This is a genomic window from Stieleria mannarensis (assembly GCF_014154935.1).
GTDB classification, from domain to species: domain Bacteria; phylum Planctomycetota; class Planctomycetia; order Pirellulales; family Pirellulaceae; genus Stieleria; species Stieleria mannarensis.
This window is the reverse complement of record NZ_JACEHH010000030.1, coordinates 102,888-119,007: the sequence shown is the minus strand read 5'-3', so window position 1 is coordinate 119,007 and position 16,120 is coordinate 102,888. Positions and strand designations below refer to the sequence as shown.

The window sequence follows — 16,120 nt, the reverse complement described above, 5'->3', positions numbered from 1 at the left end:
GGGCCGATCGCTAGCTTGGCGTCTGGCCTTCAACGATGACGTCGGCCAGGGCCGTGCGGAGCGGATCATCGTTGGGACCGCAAAAACCCCAGTGAAGGTGTTTCCGCCAACCCTCGGCGTACCGGAACTTGCCACTCATCTTGCCCGTCTCGGCGTTGATGTCACGCATCGTTTGCAAGTAGCTGTCCATGCCTTGACTTTCGTCCAGCCACTCTTTCTGGCTGGCATGACAGGCCAGCAACTCGACTTTTTTGTCAATCAAATCGGAGTGGTCGACGAAGAAGTGCGGCATCACGAGTTCGCCCAGCGGAGTTCGATTGCCGACCGGCTGACAATGATAGACCGTGACCGGTTCAAAGAACGGCGGCACCGGTGGATCGCTGACTAGGTTCGGCATCCCATGGGAAAACGCCGCGCTGACGGCCAATCGACAGGCGATCTCATGGTCTTCCATGTAGTCCGAGGGCGAATGGGTCAGCACCACGGACGGCTTGGCGGTGCGGACGATCGCGGTGACCTTGGCCAAGTTTTCAAACGTGTACGACGCAGCCATGTCGGGATAGATCGGAGCATGAAAAGTGGCTCCCATCTTCTTGCAGGCATCCTGCGCTTCCGCCAGACGCGTCTTGGCGCACTCGTCTCGGTCCATCGTGGTGCTGCCACGCGAACCGTCACACAAGTTGACATAGTGCAAGTCCCAGCCGCGGTGTGCGAGCTGTAACATCGTGCCGACCATCAAGTACTCGATGTCATCTGGATGGGCGGCAATGGCAAGAACCGAAGGCATCAAACTTTCCTCTGAAAATCAACGGAGCGGAAAAGGGGTCAGGTACCAAAAACCAAATGGCCCGAAGGGTGCTTCGCATTTTTGGTACCTGACCCCTTTTCCGCGGCACCCTAAATCTAAAAGTTGACGAAGCACTAGCGTCAATCGTCATCGTGACAAAGGATCAGGAATCGAACAACGTGCCGAGTGAGCGATCGAATTGGCCACGCGTCATCACCAGCGGAATCCCCGCCTGCTTGGCTTGGTCCAACCGAGCGACTTGAACGTGCGGCCCATACGCCAACACGCGCGCGCTCGGGCACACCTGGCGACAGCGATCCATCAATCCGTCCACCGCACCACTCCGCGTGGAAAGATCGACGATCACCAATTCGATCCCGCCGCGATCAGGCAGCGACGCGGCAAGCTGAAACTCCCACCCAGCGGATTCCGCAGCCGCGCGAACCCGCGAGGCAAACATCAGATCGCCGGACAGAAACACGACGGTCGGATCACTGTCCGAACCCGTGTCCCAACCTCCGGCGGATTCATTGACCGAGCTCACTGACGTTTTTCCAATTCCGATTTCATGAACGCCAACCCCTCGGTGGCCAGCGTCATCTCGTCGGAAAACATCTTCCGCCAGATTTTGGTGGCCGCCGCGATTTCCGGCAGCGCTAATCCGAACGCTTCGATCACCAGCCAGCCGTCGTAGCCGCTTTTGGCGATCGCGTCAAAGTTCTCTTGCCAATTCACGCCGCCCTTGCCCGGCGTGCTGCGGTCGTTTTCGCTGATGTGGATGTGGTATAGCTTGTCGCCGCCGGCCAGGATCGCATCGGTGACACTTTTTTCTTCGATGTTACTGTGGAAGGTGTCGTACATCATCCCGCACGCCGGGTGATCGACCTCGCGGACGAACCGCGTCGAATCGGCATGGCAATTCAGCAGGTAGCATTCGAATCGGTTCAACGCTTCGACGCCCAATCGCACGCCGACTTGCCCGGCGTGTTCGGCGACCTGACGCATGCTGTCGACGCCCCATTTCCATTCGTCTTCGGTCGGCCCGGCACCGCTGAACAGTCCGATCGCAGAATGGTACGGCCCGACGAGCGTTTCAACACCGGCAGCGGCACACAGGTCCAACGTCCGTTTCGTCGCCTCGATGCCCTTTTGACGCACCGCGGCGTCGGGCGAGATCGGATTGTCTTCTTCGCCACGAATCGTCACACCGGTGCGACCGAGTCCCAAAGAATCCAACTCTTTGCCGATCGCGGCATAGTCCAAATCAAGGTTAAAAATCGGCAGTTCCACGCCGTCAAAACCGGCCGCCTTCAGTTTCTCGCACACCGGGTACATCTCTTCGGTGACTTCGCCGCTCCACAGCAGCAGGTTCATGCCGTACTTCATTGATCGTTCATCCTAGGGAAGGGGTGGAAAAAGCGTCGATCCGTCCGGCGGAGTCAGGAATCGAACACGCCGGGATTCTACCAACTCGCCGGCGTCTTGGAGCCAGGGGAGGACCGAATCCGGCATTTCGGCCAGTCCGACACGCCGCATCACCTGATTGAGTCGCATCAACAACTGATTGTGGTCCAGATAGTCGTACAGAAATCGGGCTTCGGCGTAGCGACGAATCGCCCCGGCCAATTTTTCAGTCGGCTTTCCCGTGATTTCGTTGACGCAGCGCTGAATCAATTCGGGCGATGTATCGTCGATCAAGCGGTAGTATCGACGGGCGAGCTCGGGAAAATCGCGAATCCACAACGCGTCCAACAGCACTTCGATCAGGATGTGACCGACGAACATGGGGCGAAAACCGCGATCACCGGGCAACAGATCACGCAACCCAACGGCCAATTGTAAGTTGGTTTCGACAAACGCCGGCGTGTTGTGAAACCAGCGGTCGTCGCGGATATGGTGCAAAATCCCCCCGGCGACCTGCCGCACTTGGATGTCATCGGACTGAAGCGCCGCCGTCGCCATCCGCTCGCGGGCGCGGATGCGTCGATCCACCACGCTCAAAAAATCCGGCACCCCCGTCGAAACCGCGACCAGCGGATCGTCCAAATACGGAATCGCGTGAGAGAGAAAATTCATGCGGGGCAGGGTAGGGCAGGGCGGTGTGGACGCAGGGACGGTGTCGGTATTTGGCCACGCCCACGTAGGCTGGGGCCCTCGTTGAAAAATGCCTCGATCGAGTAGCTACGCTCGCCAGAGCGTGGTCGCCACAGGAATCCACCTTCTGGCGAAGTTAGCTACGGTCGCGCAGCCATTCAGGACGTATTGCGTGCAAAACACCGCACAGGGTGCCACCGCCTCGCCAACCGAATCTCTTGGCGAGTTCCGCTACGGGAAACCTGCGCCGACCGAAACTCTTGGCGAGTTCCGCTACAGGAAACCTGCGCCGACCGAAACTCTTGGCGAGTTCCGCTACGGGAAACCTGGACGGCAACTGACACCGAGACACACTTGCCGGCGCTGCGTGCTTGTAATCGTTTCAATTCCGCACGAGCTGGCGTAGTCCGACTACGCAAGATACCGCTCGACCCCCGCCTGCGGATAGCCGTCATAGAAACGCCGGATCCAATGCCGCCCCGACCAGTGCTCCAGATGCCGCTCCCATCCCATCCGCTGAAGGAAGCGGTCGGAGATCGATCCGTTGGAAACATGGGCCACGATCGCCGATGCCCCGCGCAGCCGGGCGATTTCATCGAGTACGTGACAGGCCCCGGCAAAGGAGCGATAGCCCGCGCGGCGACCGCTGCGGACATAGTCCAAGGTCAAAAACGCCGGCATCCCCAGCGGTTGGTGGTAATCCAACCAACACAGATCATCGTCACCGCGCCCGTAACGATTCTGCCACCAGACCTGCGCCATCGAGACGCTGCCGTTGACCCAGCGGCGCTGGATCCGAACCAGCTTGCCGGCCTGCATCACGATGCGGCCGCAACGCCAACGACGAATCAAGTCGGGTTGTTGTTGAGGGTTGGTGATCGAGCCGGCGAAGAACATGGTGGCAGGCCGTGCGAGAAAGGAAGCGTCGGGTCGCAAAACTCTAGCTCGCCCCAACCGCATCGCCGCCGCTCAAGTGAAATTCAGCGCAGGAGAAATCCACTCACTTCAAGAATCGCTGCCCACAGCGACCAACGTCCTGGCCGTCGACATCACCATCGCCCTCAAAATCGGATCTCTCAGCAGATCTGATTTCTTTGCACACACACGCCTTCGCCCCCGTCCACGATCGCATCGACCTGATCCTCACGCGGAACCACCCACACGGGACGCTGCTCGTCTTCTCGCGGATAGGGGCCACACAGCACGGTGCGGCGACTTCCCGCGATCACTTGAACATCAAACAATTCTTCGACGCCGGTTTCGAACTCGACAAACGCAAGACTCTGTCCCGTCATCCAATCGATCACGACCACACCGCATCGCATCGCGCTGCGGTCCTCACAGATCGGCACCCCGCCAAAAACAGAGGTCTCCCGCGCCCGACTCATCCCGACAAAGGCGTAGCGATCATGGAACGCCAACCCGCGGCCGTACCCCGGATAAGACGCCACGTCCTCGGCTCGGCCACTTTGCCGGTTGATCGTGACCAGTTTTCCCCGACCGCTATCGAGCAAAAATAATCGGCCACCGTGCATGCGTGGTGAGTGCGGCATACAGAAACCCCGCGCGATCGTATGCCCACTGGCCACATCGATCAGCACGCCGCCGGCGGACTTGTTGTCACGCCAGCCGCGCGGCGCGTCGCTTTCCCCCAGCGCGCTAACATACCGTGGCTTTCCGTGTTGCATCGCCATTCCGTTGAGATGGCATCGATCTTGCGGCGCCAGCTGGCTGATGAACGGAGGTTGCCAGCGAGGGACAAAATTAAATTCCTCGTGCAACGTCGACAAACACGAGAACAGGGTGTTGACGATCCACAGCTGACCGTCGTCGCCCCACTGCATCTCGTGCACATGAATGTTCCCGGTGACAAACGACTCGCGGGCCAGAAACGCCCGATCATAGGCTCCGGCCGGATCGACTTGCGGCGCCAGTGCCCCACCGTCGCGCAGCACCCAGATCACGTTCGGTCCCCCGACCGCGATCGATGACGTGGTGACGCCGCCGGGTTTCACAGCCTGATGCGGCGGCGCGATCCCCATCGCCTGTTGGAAATTGGAAAACCCCAAGTGCAGCCGACCGCCGGACGCGCCGATGCTGACCACCTTTCCCGCCGCATAGGTCGAAACCAACAACGAACAACCGAGGTGCTCCAACAGCGGCACGAATTGCGCGCTGTGCCGGTAATTGATCTCCCGCACCGCGGCCGGCCGCCGGAGCGGTGCTTCGGTGGGTTGGTCCGACTCCGCTGCTGGCTGCTGCTGGTTGTCCATCGATTCCGCTGGGGTTTGAGGGGAGTGAGCCATTAGACGTGAATTCACCCTCCCTCTGGGAGGGTAAATCCCAGAAAACCGCACGACCTCGTCCACCGAGGGTGTTGTCCTAGCGTGGCGTCTATCCCACTTTGTCGGTGCTCCCTACGGGATCTCCGCCGATGCGGGACGCTCGATCACGTGACTTTGATCGACCGCCAAGGGATCGATCTCTTGTTGCGCCCCGTCGGCCCAATGGACCGTGACCCGGTCCACCTTGTCCGCGGTCCCCAGCCCGAACGTCAGCGGCAACTCGACTTGCGAAAGATAGCTTCGCGTCGGCATCACCTGCTGGCGGATGATGTCGCCGGCGACATTGATCTCGACCCACGACCCGATCGCATCGCGATTGCAGTGCTTGCCGTCGCCTTTCAACTTCAATCGCAACCAATGATGGCCGAGTTGTTGGTCGTTGCGCAACAACCGCGGCGCCCGCCCGGTGGCGGTGATCAGCAAGTCCAAATCGCCGTCGTCATCGATATCGGCGTATGCCGCACCACGTCCAGCCATCGGTCGCAACAAGTCCTCTCCGACGTGCGACTGGTCGGCCGCCAAGAATTCCGTCCCGTGTTCCGGTCCGGCGTTCCAAAACAACTGCGGCGGCTGTTCGTAATGCTGACTCGGTTGCACCCGGTTGATGTCCTCTTCCAAGTGACCGTTGGCACAAAACAAATCCGATCGACCGTCCAAGTCATAGTCGACGTAGACCAAACCGAACGTCAACAACAACCGCGTGCTCGGCCCCAGTCCCGTCGAGACCGCTTCGTCATAGAACTGCATCCGTCCGAACTTGGTCACGTACAACGCCGTCATCTCGTTGGAAAAGTTGCCGATCGCCACGGCCAGGGCTTTGCGACCGCGGAACGAGGCGACGTCGATGCCCATCGCACCGCGGGCGTTGCCGCTGGAATCAAACGCGATCCCGGTCAGCGCCCCGATTTCGGTGAAATGGCCTTGCCCGTCGTTGCTGAGCAACAGGTTCTGAACCGTGTCGTTGGCGACGATCACGTCCAACGTTCCGTTGGCGTCAAAGTCACAGAACGCCAATCCCAACGACTTGCTCAGTGGCACGCCGGTCGACGGGTTGCGAATTTGAATCCCGGATTCCTCCGAGACGTCGGTGAACCGGCCATCGCCCTCGTTGCGATACAGATAGGGGAACGTGCCCTCAAAGTTCTGTGGACGACCGTATGCCCGTCCGCCTCCGACCAATTGAAAATCTTGCGACTGATCGTACTCGCGGCTCCATCCCACGTAGTTGCACACGAACAGATCCAGATCACCGTCGTTGTCGTAATCGAACCACCCCGCACTCGTGCTCCAACGATCTTCATCGCCGGCCACACCGGCCAGGTCGGTCACGTCTTCGAACCGCCCCTGGCCGACGTTGCGAAACAGGTGGTTGTGGCCGAGACCGGTGATGAACACGTCGACGCGATCGTCGTTGTCATAGTCCCCGACCGCGACACCCATCGCGTAATCGGTCAGGTCCAACCCCGACGTCTCACTGACATCGACGAACTGACCGCCGTCGTTGCGATACAGCACCGATGTGGACTGCCGATCACTGGGATCGTCCCACGGCCAGTCCTTGCTGTTGACGAACAAAATGTCTTGATCGCCGTCGTTGTCGAAATCGAAGACCGCCGTTCCGCCGCCCATCGTCTCGGGCAACAACTTGTCGCCGACCGCTCCGTTGTTGTGCACGAATTCGATCCCGGCGTCGGCGGTGATGTCGGTGAACGACACCTTGGGCACCTCCACATCGGGCATTTCACGCACGCTGACTTTCGCCAACTCGGATTCGCGGACCGGCGGTGCGGCCTCGGGACGTGACAAATAAAACGCCAAGCTGCCGCCGACGACAACCAGGGCGATCAACGCCAACAACGATCGCCGCAACGCGCGACCGATTTCGGCATCGTCGCGGAGCACTTCCTCCTCTTCCGCTTCCACTGCTTTCGGTTTCGTTTCAACCGCCTGCGGATTGGACATCGGTCGCCTCCTCTTTTTCTTGACGGGTAATCGCTTGCGTTTCATCGGTTTCGGGCTGTTGTAAATGGCGATCCAACGGGTAGATCACGACCGCTTCGGCCGCGTGATTCGCCGCGGGATACTTTTCGCGGGCCAGCCGAATGGCGCGGCCCTGGGCGTTGTCGTCCGGCTTGTACCGTAAATGCAACTCGCGATGCACGGCCGCGTTCTCGGTGTCCTCCAGCGTCTCGTACAAGAGCTGCAGGTTGTGGTGCGCGGTGACATTTTCGGGATCGATTTGCAACGTCTTTTGATACTGCTTGATCGCTTCTTCAAAATAATGCCGACTTTCCTCGTCGCGTTCCATTCGGTTTTGAGCAACTCCCAAATCGAACAGCGTTCGTCCCAACAGGTTGATCACTTCAATGTCCAAACTGAAATCAAAACCGCGACGCTGCATGTCCTCGGTGCTGTCCTCCAACACACTCCGCAAGTTTTGCTCGGCTTCGACCAGCCGGCCTTGCTGTGAATTGACCACACCGGAAAGCCACGCCCACGTCCACCGCGGGAAACCCTCGGTGTCACTGTAGCTCTCGGCACGGTTAAGCGCTTCGACCGCTTCGTCCAGACGACCTTCCATGTTCAACACGCGAGCCAAATTCATCGGACCGTCGTATCGGTCCAGCTTTTCCACTTCGGTGAACGCCTCTTCGGCCTGACGCAGTTCCGCTTTTCCTTTCAACAGCAAACCGATGCCGTAATCATTCCAGCGTTGCCATTGGGGGATGTCCCGTGGTTCGTTTTCCACCGTTTGGTCGATCCCGTCGACCGGGAACACGATCGAATCGACCGCCATCGTCGTGACCGGCAATTCGTTGATGTATTCCTGGCCCGGTTGGTGGCCGCGAATCGTCCGTCCGAATTGCTCGTTCTTCTTGGCCACGAAATCCATGTACTGCTGGTCGAACTTGCGGTATTGCAATTTCAATTCGACCTTGACCGGCGCGGTGACATCCTCGGGAATCTTCAACCCATAGTGAACCGTCTGGCCCGCACCCGGCGGGATCTGGTGGTTGTACAGGGGCGTGAAGATGTCTTGCGGGTTGCGGCGATCGATGCGGTTGCCGTCCTTGTCCAACATGAACACGTTGACGAAGTGCGACCAGGGATCGACCTCGTTGTGCTTTTCCGGATTGATCGCTCCGCTACGGCCGATCACGCGGTCTCCGCTGGTCACCGTGACGTCCAACCAGATCTCGTTGGAATCGACCGTGCCCTGCGAGAACAGGTGCCCCAGCTTCAGCGTCCGGATCACCGTTTCCAACAGATAGGTTTCACCGGGCTTGAGCGCAGGCAGCTCGGGACGAAGCGGCGCGATCAGCTTGCCGTCGATCTCTCCCCCTTCGCGGACGCCGAAGATGTCGACGCGCACGATGTCCTGCAAGTATTCCTGATGCACGGTGATGATGTCTTCGCGATCTCTCAGCCAGGCGATCCCCGTGTTTGCCGACGGGAACAGGTGATCGTGAACGCTCAACTCCGTCGCGTCATCAAACATCTTCGCGCCAAAATCATCCGACGCCACCAACGGCATGTGACACTTGCTGCAGTTGTCGACCGCTTTGGGCGGGTAATAGAAACTGCGAGCCCCGTGACCGGAGACGCCGCTGAACAGGTAGGGATCGTAGTGGTTTTGGCCACGCAAGAATTCCTTGTAGTGGTTCAGCGCCTGCGGCAGGTGGACCTTATGGCACGTCGAACAGAACTCCGCCGTCTTGTGGAACGGTTTTAAGAACGTCTTCTTGTGGAACGACGGCTTCGCTTTGACCAGTTGATTGTTGACCCACTGCAGAAGCGAATTGTCGCTGCTGGCAAAGGGGTAGTGCAGCGGTTCTTCGATCGTGTAATCCGCGTTGCCGCGGACACTGTTGACGTTGGTGATCGCGTGACACGCCGTGCATGTGATCCCAGCACTGGCGGTTTCATGCTTCAGCATGTCGAAATTCGGGTCGTCAAACGCACCGGAAAAAAACGGGACGGGGTCGTGACAACCGGCGCACCACCGCGACGCCTGGACCGACCCATCACGCTGCAACGAAACCTCACGCGTCTCGCTGACACTGGCAAAGTAGGGCGGATTGTTGAAGGAACTGAACCGGTGAACGCTGTCGCTCCAATCCTTGTGGATATCTTCGTGGCACTTCAAACAGTATTGATCATTCATCAGCGCGTCGGCGGGAATGAAGTTCCCGGTGGCCGTCCGTGCCAGTGAAGGTTCAAAGTACTGCGTCCCCGATTCCGGCCCGACGGCGTTCCACTGTCGCGGATCCTGCATCTGCAACACCACCATCGCGGCGATCGCGACGCCCGCCACGCCGGCAAACCTCATCCCGATTCGCCACTTGATGCGCGGGCCCGCCAGACGGTGCAGCCAGTACAGCCAAACCACCGCCAAGGGACACGCGACGTGCAACCAATACACCGTGTTGCGGGCGATCGGTTGTTTCAGGTCAAACCCGCCGATTCGCACCAACAACGTCCCGGTCGCCAGAATCAACAAGCTGGCTGCGAACAAGGCGTAACCGATTTTCACGGCCCGTCGATTGCGGCGATTTTTGGTGTTCCACATGTGGACGAACCCGAAAATCACCAGCGGAAGAATCAGAATCAGCCCCAGCACCAGGTGGGCCAGAAACATGTATTGATAGTAAAAGTCCTGATAGGTTTCTTCGCGCAACCACTCTAAAAACGTGACCAGGGCCAGATAGCCCGAGTTGGCGAACAGCAGAGCAACAAGAACAAAAATAAAATAAAGCAGTTTCCGAAGACGCGGCCCGACGGCGCGCACGTACTTCTTGCGTGGCGCCGCGGGGGCGGCGCCGGAAGCAACGGATGACATCAATGATTTCCTAGCGAGATGAACTGACCAACTTGGGCGCCGCCTCCGGATATTCGGCAGGCGTCGCGACCGGTCGCGGCCGATCAAAGGCCACGCCCACACGTCACACAAATGAATCGTCGCGATCGGATTCAGTGATGGACGACGGGCCAATCGACATGCCGCACGAACGGTTTGGCATCGATCTTCAGCGTCGTCATCCCGCAACCAGCGGTCTGAAAGAGAACGCCCGATCGACAAGGCTGGACGCCTCGTCAACGGACCTACATCGCGACAAATCGAGCACTAGCCCCGGGGAGGCCGCTCGATCGGGGACGCATGCCCGCTAGGAAGATGGATCAACTCGTCTCGCTCATACCTTGCCGGAAACAACTCCACCAGGGAGCGCAACGGAGGCGGGCAAACCGCGTCGTGATGCTCGCGTTGGACCTGGGGTGCCGGCGGCGTGGCCGGCGAGAGCGGACCAACAGGTGACTGACGGCAGGAGGGCCCGTCGCAAGGTCGCCGAGCCGGACTGTCGTCGGCCGATTCCCCCCCGCGCTGTGACATCGAGGCGTCACCCGGATGCGCCAGCCAATCACCGCAGCTCGCATCGGCACGGCGAGACGCAAAAACGCTTACCGTGAGGATGACAAGGAGGATCAGGGGAACGTGACGCAGCATCAAGCGGATCGAAGCAAGATCGAAAGAGAAAAGAGCAATGTTATAGATTACGGCGTCGCCCCCTTTAAGTCAATGAAAACGCCCCAAAGAGGGGACGAGGGATCACGGGATAACGATGCTTTGACGTAGCTACGCTCGCCAGAGCGTGGGAAGCGCCAGGGATCCACCTTCTGGCGAAGGTAGCTACGGTTCATACGTCACCGATGGCCTCTGGCAGGTCGGCGGCCCCCTGATCCCGAGCTCAAAGGTTCTTGACGATCCGGCTGATCGCTTTGAACTGGGGATGATCGGCGGTCCCGAGCCACTGGAACAGGACCGATTCCAAACTGCTGATCGTCACACCAGCCGAACGCATCTGCTCGATCGCCAACTCGTGTTCCCACCCCCCGCGAGCCGCGACCGCTTCGGCGACCACCAGCGGATGCAGGCCCTCTTCGGCAAGATCCAGCACCGTCTGCAAGACACAGACGTGCGTTTCAATCCCGCAGATCAAAATCTGATCGCGGCCTGCGGCGATCCATGCATCCAACTCGCGCCGACACACTGCCGAGGAAAAATCGAGCTTCTCCTCGGCATCTGGAAAACGCCGGTCCAACGGGGCGACCAACCCGCCGAGCCCCTTGGGATACTGCACGGTGGCCGCCGAGGGAATGCCTAGCAAGTCCGCGGCCTCCAACAACGATTCGGTGAACTGAACCGCATCCTCCCCGGACGGGATCGCCGGAACCAGCTTTTCCTGGAAGTCGATCACCAGAACCGCCGAGCGATCGGCGAACAGTCGACGTGATGACAGCTGATGCGGCATCGTGGACTCCGGGTTGATGTTGGCCGCGCGGAATCAGTCGCTCGAGCTTGACTTGGCGCTGCTGGACTTGGCCTTCGAATCGCCCGACTTGGATTCCGACTTCGATTCACCAGACTTCTTATCCGCTTTGGCAGCCTTCTTGTAGCCTTCGCTGCGGTAATCGGTTTGATAGAAACCGCTGCCCTTGAACACGATCGCGGCACCGCTGCCGAACAAACGCTTCAGTTTTAGCTTGCCGCACTCGGGGCATTTCTTTTTGACCGGGTCATTGATGCCCTGGAACAGTTCCATTTCGTGTCCGCAAGCACCGCATTCGTAGTCATATGTCGGCATCGATCTGATCCCAAGGGTGAATGAATTGCAAAACCAAACGCTCTACCTACCGAGTTAGACTGCGTCACTTCGTATCAGCCGACGGGCGCTCGTGCCGCGGTTTTCACTCGCTCTTGACGGCAGGAACCGCACGCTAGCGCGAGGCGGCTGATCGGCCGTAGTATACCGTGTCGATTCACGAAAGCCGCGTTGCCAAACGAGTTGTCGCAGCGGCCCCTGTGTTATGCCGGTCCAGTGCTGACGACCACCTGGCTGGGGCGGATCACACGATCGTGTAGTTTGAATCCGGTCACGGCGACGTGGGCGACTTTCCCACTTTCGACGTCGCTGGGGATCTGCGAGATCGCTTCGTGCACATTGGGATCAAAGACCTCGCCTTCAGCCGGGATCTCGACCACGCCGTGCTTGCCCAACACGTCGTCCATCTGCTTGATGACCATCGCGACGCCCTCGAGCAACCCGCTGGCTTGCTCACCGGACTGCGCCGCTTCGGTCGCGCGGTACAAGTTGTCGCGGACCTGCAACAGATCGACGATCAAATCAGTGGAGGCGAACTTGAGTTGGTCTTCGTAATCGCGACGCATCCGTTTGCGAAAATTCTCGGCCTCCGCTTGGGCTTGCAACACGCGTTTGTCGGCTTCGGCGGCGGTCAATCGCAACCGCTCCATCTCCTCGTCACGTGTCGGCGGAACGTCGGCGACCGAATCGTCCAGCAAAGCTTCGTCGGTCGATTGCCCCGCGTCGGCTGTGGGGCCCGCGTCGGCGGAGGGATCTGCATCTGCCGAAGGCTCTTCGTCGGCCTGATTTTCGATTTCCAGTTCTGTTTTTCCGTCGCTATTCATGATTCGCAATCACAGTAAATGAATTTAAGAGGAATGCCCTAAAACAGATCCGCTACTTTTTCCAGAAAGGTCTTTCGATGCGGCAACACCGAATCACTGTCGAGTTCGGCCAGCTTGCGCAGCAATTCTTCCTGGTCGGCGTTCAGGTGTTTGGGGACTTCGATAAAGACCTGGACCAGCAGATCACCGATTCGTCCGCCGCGTGGATCGACGACACCTTTTCCGCGGACGGTGAACACCTCGCCGTTTTGGGTGCCTGGTTCGATCCGTAACTTTTCGGGCCCGTCGAGCGTGGGAATCTCGATCTCCGCCCCCAGGGCGGCCTGGCTGTAGGAGATCGGCAATTGAAGAATCAAACTGCTGCCGTCACGTTTGAACAACTCGTGCTCTTTGACGGTGATAAAGCAGTAACAATCTCCGGGCGGTCCTCCATCGGGACTCGCTTCGCCTTCGCCTTGGACACGCACACGCATCCCGTCGTCGACACCGGCAGGAATCTCGACGGTCAGCTCCGCTTTTTCGCTTTGCAGTCCCGTGCCACGGCAATCACTACACGGTTGGCTGATCTGTTGTCCCGCACCGCCGCAGTGCGGGCAGGCGGTTTGCACGCGGAGGATGCCGGCCGATTGGACGACCTGTCCGCGGCCGCCGCAAGTCGCACAGGTTTCTGGTTGGCTGCCGGGAGCCGCCCCGCTGCCGTCGCAGGTCTTGCAGCCGACGTTGCGTCGAAACGACAGGTCTTTGCTGACGCCCTTGGCCGCCTCGTCCAAGGTCAACGTGACGTTGCATCGGATGTCGGCCCCGCGTCGCGATCGGCGTCGTCGCCCACCGCCGCCACGGCCGCCGAACAGATCGCCGAACATGCCGCCCCCGCCGCCGAACATCTCGCCAAAGGCTTCGAAGATGTCCTCGACGTCGTTGAACTGGCTGTGGGCGCCGTCCACACCGGAATGTCCGAAACGGTCGTACCGAGCACGTTTGTCGGCGTCGCTCAAGACTTCATACGCCTCGGATGCCTCTTTGAAACGCTCGACCGCGTCTTCGGCTTTACTGCTGTCGGGATGGTACTTGATCGCCAGCTTTCGATAGGCGCGATCGATCTCGACCTTGGCAGCGCCCCGGTCGACACCAAGGACTTCGTAATAGCATTGCTTTTCGCTCATCATCACTCACGGCATCAGCCGTTGGGGTGGCGACGCCGCCGCGTCGCATGAGGATCGGACATAAAAGCGGGCCGCGTGCCGATGGTTAGGCAGCGACCCGCTGTTGTGAAGACACGTTTCCGGGATCGACTAGGCGATCACGCCTTCGACGGGAAGTTTGTCTTTGTCTTCCTGTTCGAAGTTGGTGACCAACGCTTCGGTCGTCAACAGCAATCCTGCGATGCTGCCGGCGTTGGTCAACGCGGTTCGCACGACTTTGACCGGATCGATGACGCCGGCCTTGTACATGTCGACGTACTCACCGGTATTGGCGTTGTAACCGGTGTTGGTCGGCTTTTGGCTGACCTCGTCGACCACGACGCTGCCGTCGATGCCACCGTTGTCGGCGATTTGCTTCATCGGGGCGCTGAGTGCGTTGAGCACGATTTCGACACCGATCTTCTCATCGCCCTTGGCTTTCGACTTGGCCGCTTGAACCGCTTCGGTGCAGCGAACCAGTGCGGTTCCACCACCGGGCAAGATGCCTTCTTCGACGGCCGCACGGGTCGCGTGCAAGGCGTCTTCCAAACGAGCCTTGGTTTGCTTCATCTCGGCTTCGGTTTCCGCACCGACGCTGACGACGGCCACACCACCGGCCAACTTGGCCAAACGCTCTTGGTACTTTTCCTTGTCGTAGTCGCTGTCGGTCTGCTCGATTTGAGCCCGGATCTGAGCCACACGTTGATCGATGTCGCTGCGTTTTCCGCCGCCCTCGATGATCGTGGTGCTGCCCTTGTCGACGGTGACGTTCTTGGCGCGACCGAGTTGATCCAGCGTGACGTTTTCCAACTGGATCCCCAGGTCTTCGCTGATCAGCGTGCCGCCGGTCAACGTCGCGATGTCACCCAACATTGCCTTGCGACGATCGCCGAATCCGGGTGCCTTGACGGCACACACGTTCAACGTGCCACGCAGCTTGTTGACGACCAACAACGTCAACGCTTCGGCGTCGACGTCTTCGGAAATGATCAACAACGGCTGGCCGGTTTGCGCCGTTTTCTCCAACAGCGGAACCAGGTCGCGGATGTTGCTGATCTTCTTTTCGTACAGCAGCACCAACGCGTTTTCCAGGTTGGCTTCCATCGTGCCGGGGTCGGTGATGAAGTACGGGGAGATGTATCCCTTGTCGAACTGCATCCCGTCGACGTAGTTGACTTCGGTCGTTCGCGACTTGCCTTCTTCGACCGTGATCACGCCGTCTTTTCCGACGCGTTCGAGAGCGTCGGCCAACAGGTTGCCGATCTCGTTGTCGTTGTTGGCACTGATCGCGCCGACGTTGGCGACTTCGGCCTTGTCCTGAACCGGACGCCCGATTTCGTGCAGTTGGTCGCAAGCGGCTTGGACGGCACGATCGATCCCGCGACGGATCGCGGCGGGGTTGCTGCCGGCGACGATGTTGCGCAGGCCTTCTTTGAAGATCGCCCGAGCGAGCACGGTTGCGGTGGTCGTACCGTCACCGGCCAAGTCGCTGGTCTTTTGAGCGACTTCGATGACCAGTTTCGCGCCCATGTTCTCAAAGCGGTCTTCGAGTTCGATTTCTTTGGCAACCGTGACACCATCTTTGGTCACGGTCGGGCCGCCGAACGATTTGTCAATGATGACGTTGCGACCGGTGGGGCCCATCGTCACCGCGACGGCATTGGCGAGTTTGTCAATGCCGGCCAGCATGCGTGCGCGTGCGTGGTCTTCGAATAGGAGTTGTTTTGCCACGAGAGGATTCCTCTATCAATGATAACGAGTGCTGAATGAACGCATCCCAGAACACCTGGACCAGACCCGCCGCTGCGACCGATGCCACCGCGGGTTACGGGGCAGGGCAGGGTGGGGCGGTCACCGATGTCCCTACAGGACCTTTGCCAGGATGTCGCTCTCGCGAAGGATCTTCATCTCTTGCCCATCGACTTCGATGTCGCTTCCGCCGTACTTTCCATAGATCACCGTGTCGCCGACGTCGACGCTCAGCGCGCCGCGGCTGCCGCTTTCGAGCAGCTTGCCGGGGCCGACCGCGACGATCGTGCCGCGTTGCGGTTTTTCCTTTGCCGAATCGGGCAGGACGATCCCGCCGGCGGTGGTCGTTTCGGCTTCGACGGGTTGAACAACGACTCGGTCATCGAGCGGACGCAATTTCGGTTTTGCCATGATTGTGTTGTGTTTTGGAAAGGTGATTGAGTTTGAATTGTTTCAGTTGCGATTCGCGGCGCCGTGGGAT

General features: G+C 59.6%; 14 protein-coding genes. All 14 read right to left on the bottom strand.

Going from position 1 to position 16,120, the window contains the following annotated elements:
- Nucleotides 1-10: 10 nt before the first annotated feature.
- On the bottom strand, nucleotides 11-787 hold the full coding sequence (locus H1B37_RS20385; protein WP_182868487.1) for a PIG-L deacetylase family protein: 777 nt from the start codon (nucleotides 785-787) through the stop codon (nucleotides 11-13).
- 163 nt (nucleotides 788-950) lie between these two features.
- Nucleotides 951-1,331: a histidine kinase gene (locus tag H1B37_RS20380; RefSeq protein WP_353620874.1), complete on the bottom strand. Its 381-nt coding sequence runs from the start codon at nucleotides 1,329-1,331 to the stop codon at nucleotides 951-953.
- Nucleotides 1,328-2,173: a sugar phosphate isomerase/epimerase family protein gene (locus H1B37_RS20375; RefSeq protein ID WP_182868486.1), complete on the bottom strand. Its 846-nt coding sequence runs from the start codon at nucleotides 2,171-2,173 to the stop codon at nucleotides 1,328-1,330. The genes H1B37_RS20380 and H1B37_RS20375 overlap by 4 nt, the downstream gene beginning before the upstream one ends.
- Nucleotides 2,174-2,185: 12 nt before the next feature.
- Nucleotides 2,186-2,863, bottom strand: coding sequence for a hypothetical protein (locus H1B37_RS20370; protein WP_182868485.1), 678 nt, complete (start codon nucleotides 2,861-2,863; stop codon nucleotides 2,186-2,188).
- A gap of 429 nt (nucleotides 2,864-3,292) precedes the next feature.
- The gene (locus H1B37_RS20365) at nucleotides 3,293-3,778 is read right to left on the bottom strand and encodes a hypothetical protein (RefSeq protein ID WP_147871491.1); all 486 of its coding nucleotides are present in this window, start codon (nucleotides 3,776-3,778) and stop codon (nucleotides 3,293-3,295) included.
- 179 nt (nucleotides 3,779-3,957) lie between these two features.
- Nucleotides 3,958-5,187 (bottom strand): TIGR03032 family protein, encoded by a 1,230-nt coding sequence (locus tag H1B37_RS20360; protein ID WP_220498284.1) that lies wholly within the window; start codon nucleotides 5,185-5,187, stop codon nucleotides 3,958-3,960.
- A gap of 111 nt (nucleotides 5,188-5,298) precedes the next feature.
- Nucleotides 5,299-7,188 carry a CRTAC1 family protein gene (locus tag H1B37_RS20355; RefSeq protein ID WP_182868484.1) on the bottom strand — a complete coding sequence of 630 codons (1,890 nt, stop codon included), beginning with the start codon at nucleotides 7,186-7,188 and terminating at the stop codon, nucleotides 5,299-5,301.
- Nucleotides 7,166-10,066: a tetratricopeptide repeat protein gene (locus tag H1B37_RS20350; protein WP_182868483.1), complete on the bottom strand. Its 2,901-nt coding sequence runs from the start codon at nucleotides 10,064-10,066 to the stop codon at nucleotides 7,166-7,168. The genes H1B37_RS20355 and H1B37_RS20350 overlap by 23 nt, the downstream gene beginning before the upstream one ends.
- A gap of 904 nt (nucleotides 10,067-10,970) precedes the next feature.
- A complete protein-coding gene (locus H1B37_RS20345) occupies nucleotides 10,971-11,534 on the bottom strand; it encodes an isochorismatase family protein (RefSeq protein ID WP_182868482.1) in 564 nt (187 codons plus the stop codon).
- Between the two features lie 33 nt (nucleotides 11,535-11,567).
- Nucleotides 11,568-11,867, bottom strand: a complete 300-nt coding sequence (locus tag H1B37_RS20340; protein WP_182868481.1) for an FmdB family zinc ribbon protein — start codon at nucleotides 11,865-11,867, stop codon at nucleotides 11,568-11,570.
- Between the two features lie 221 nt (nucleotides 11,868-12,088).
- Nucleotides 12,089-12,709, bottom strand: coding sequence for a nucleotide exchange factor GrpE (gene grpE / locus H1B37_RS20335; protein WP_182868480.1), 621 nt, complete (start codon nucleotides 12,707-12,709; stop codon nucleotides 12,089-12,091).
- Between the two features lie 38 nt (nucleotides 12,710-12,747).
- Complete coding sequence (gene dnaJ, locus H1B37_RS20330; RefSeq protein ID WP_182868497.1) at nucleotides 12,748-13,872, bottom strand: molecular chaperone DnaJ; 1,125 nt, start codon at nucleotides 13,870-13,872, stop codon at nucleotides 12,748-12,750.
- 129 nt (nucleotides 13,873-14,001) lie between these two features.
- Nucleotides 14,002-15,621: a chaperonin GroEL gene (groL, locus tag H1B37_RS20325; protein ID WP_182868479.1), complete on the bottom strand. Its 1,620-nt coding sequence runs from the start codon at nucleotides 15,619-15,621 to the stop codon at nucleotides 14,002-14,004.
- 132 nt (nucleotides 15,622-15,753) lie between these two features.
- A complete protein-coding gene (gene groES / locus H1B37_RS20320) occupies nucleotides 15,754-16,050 on the bottom strand; it encodes a co-chaperone GroES (protein WP_147871004.1) in 297 nt (98 codons plus the stop codon).
- Between the last annotated feature and the right edge of the window lie 70 nt (nucleotides 16,051-16,120).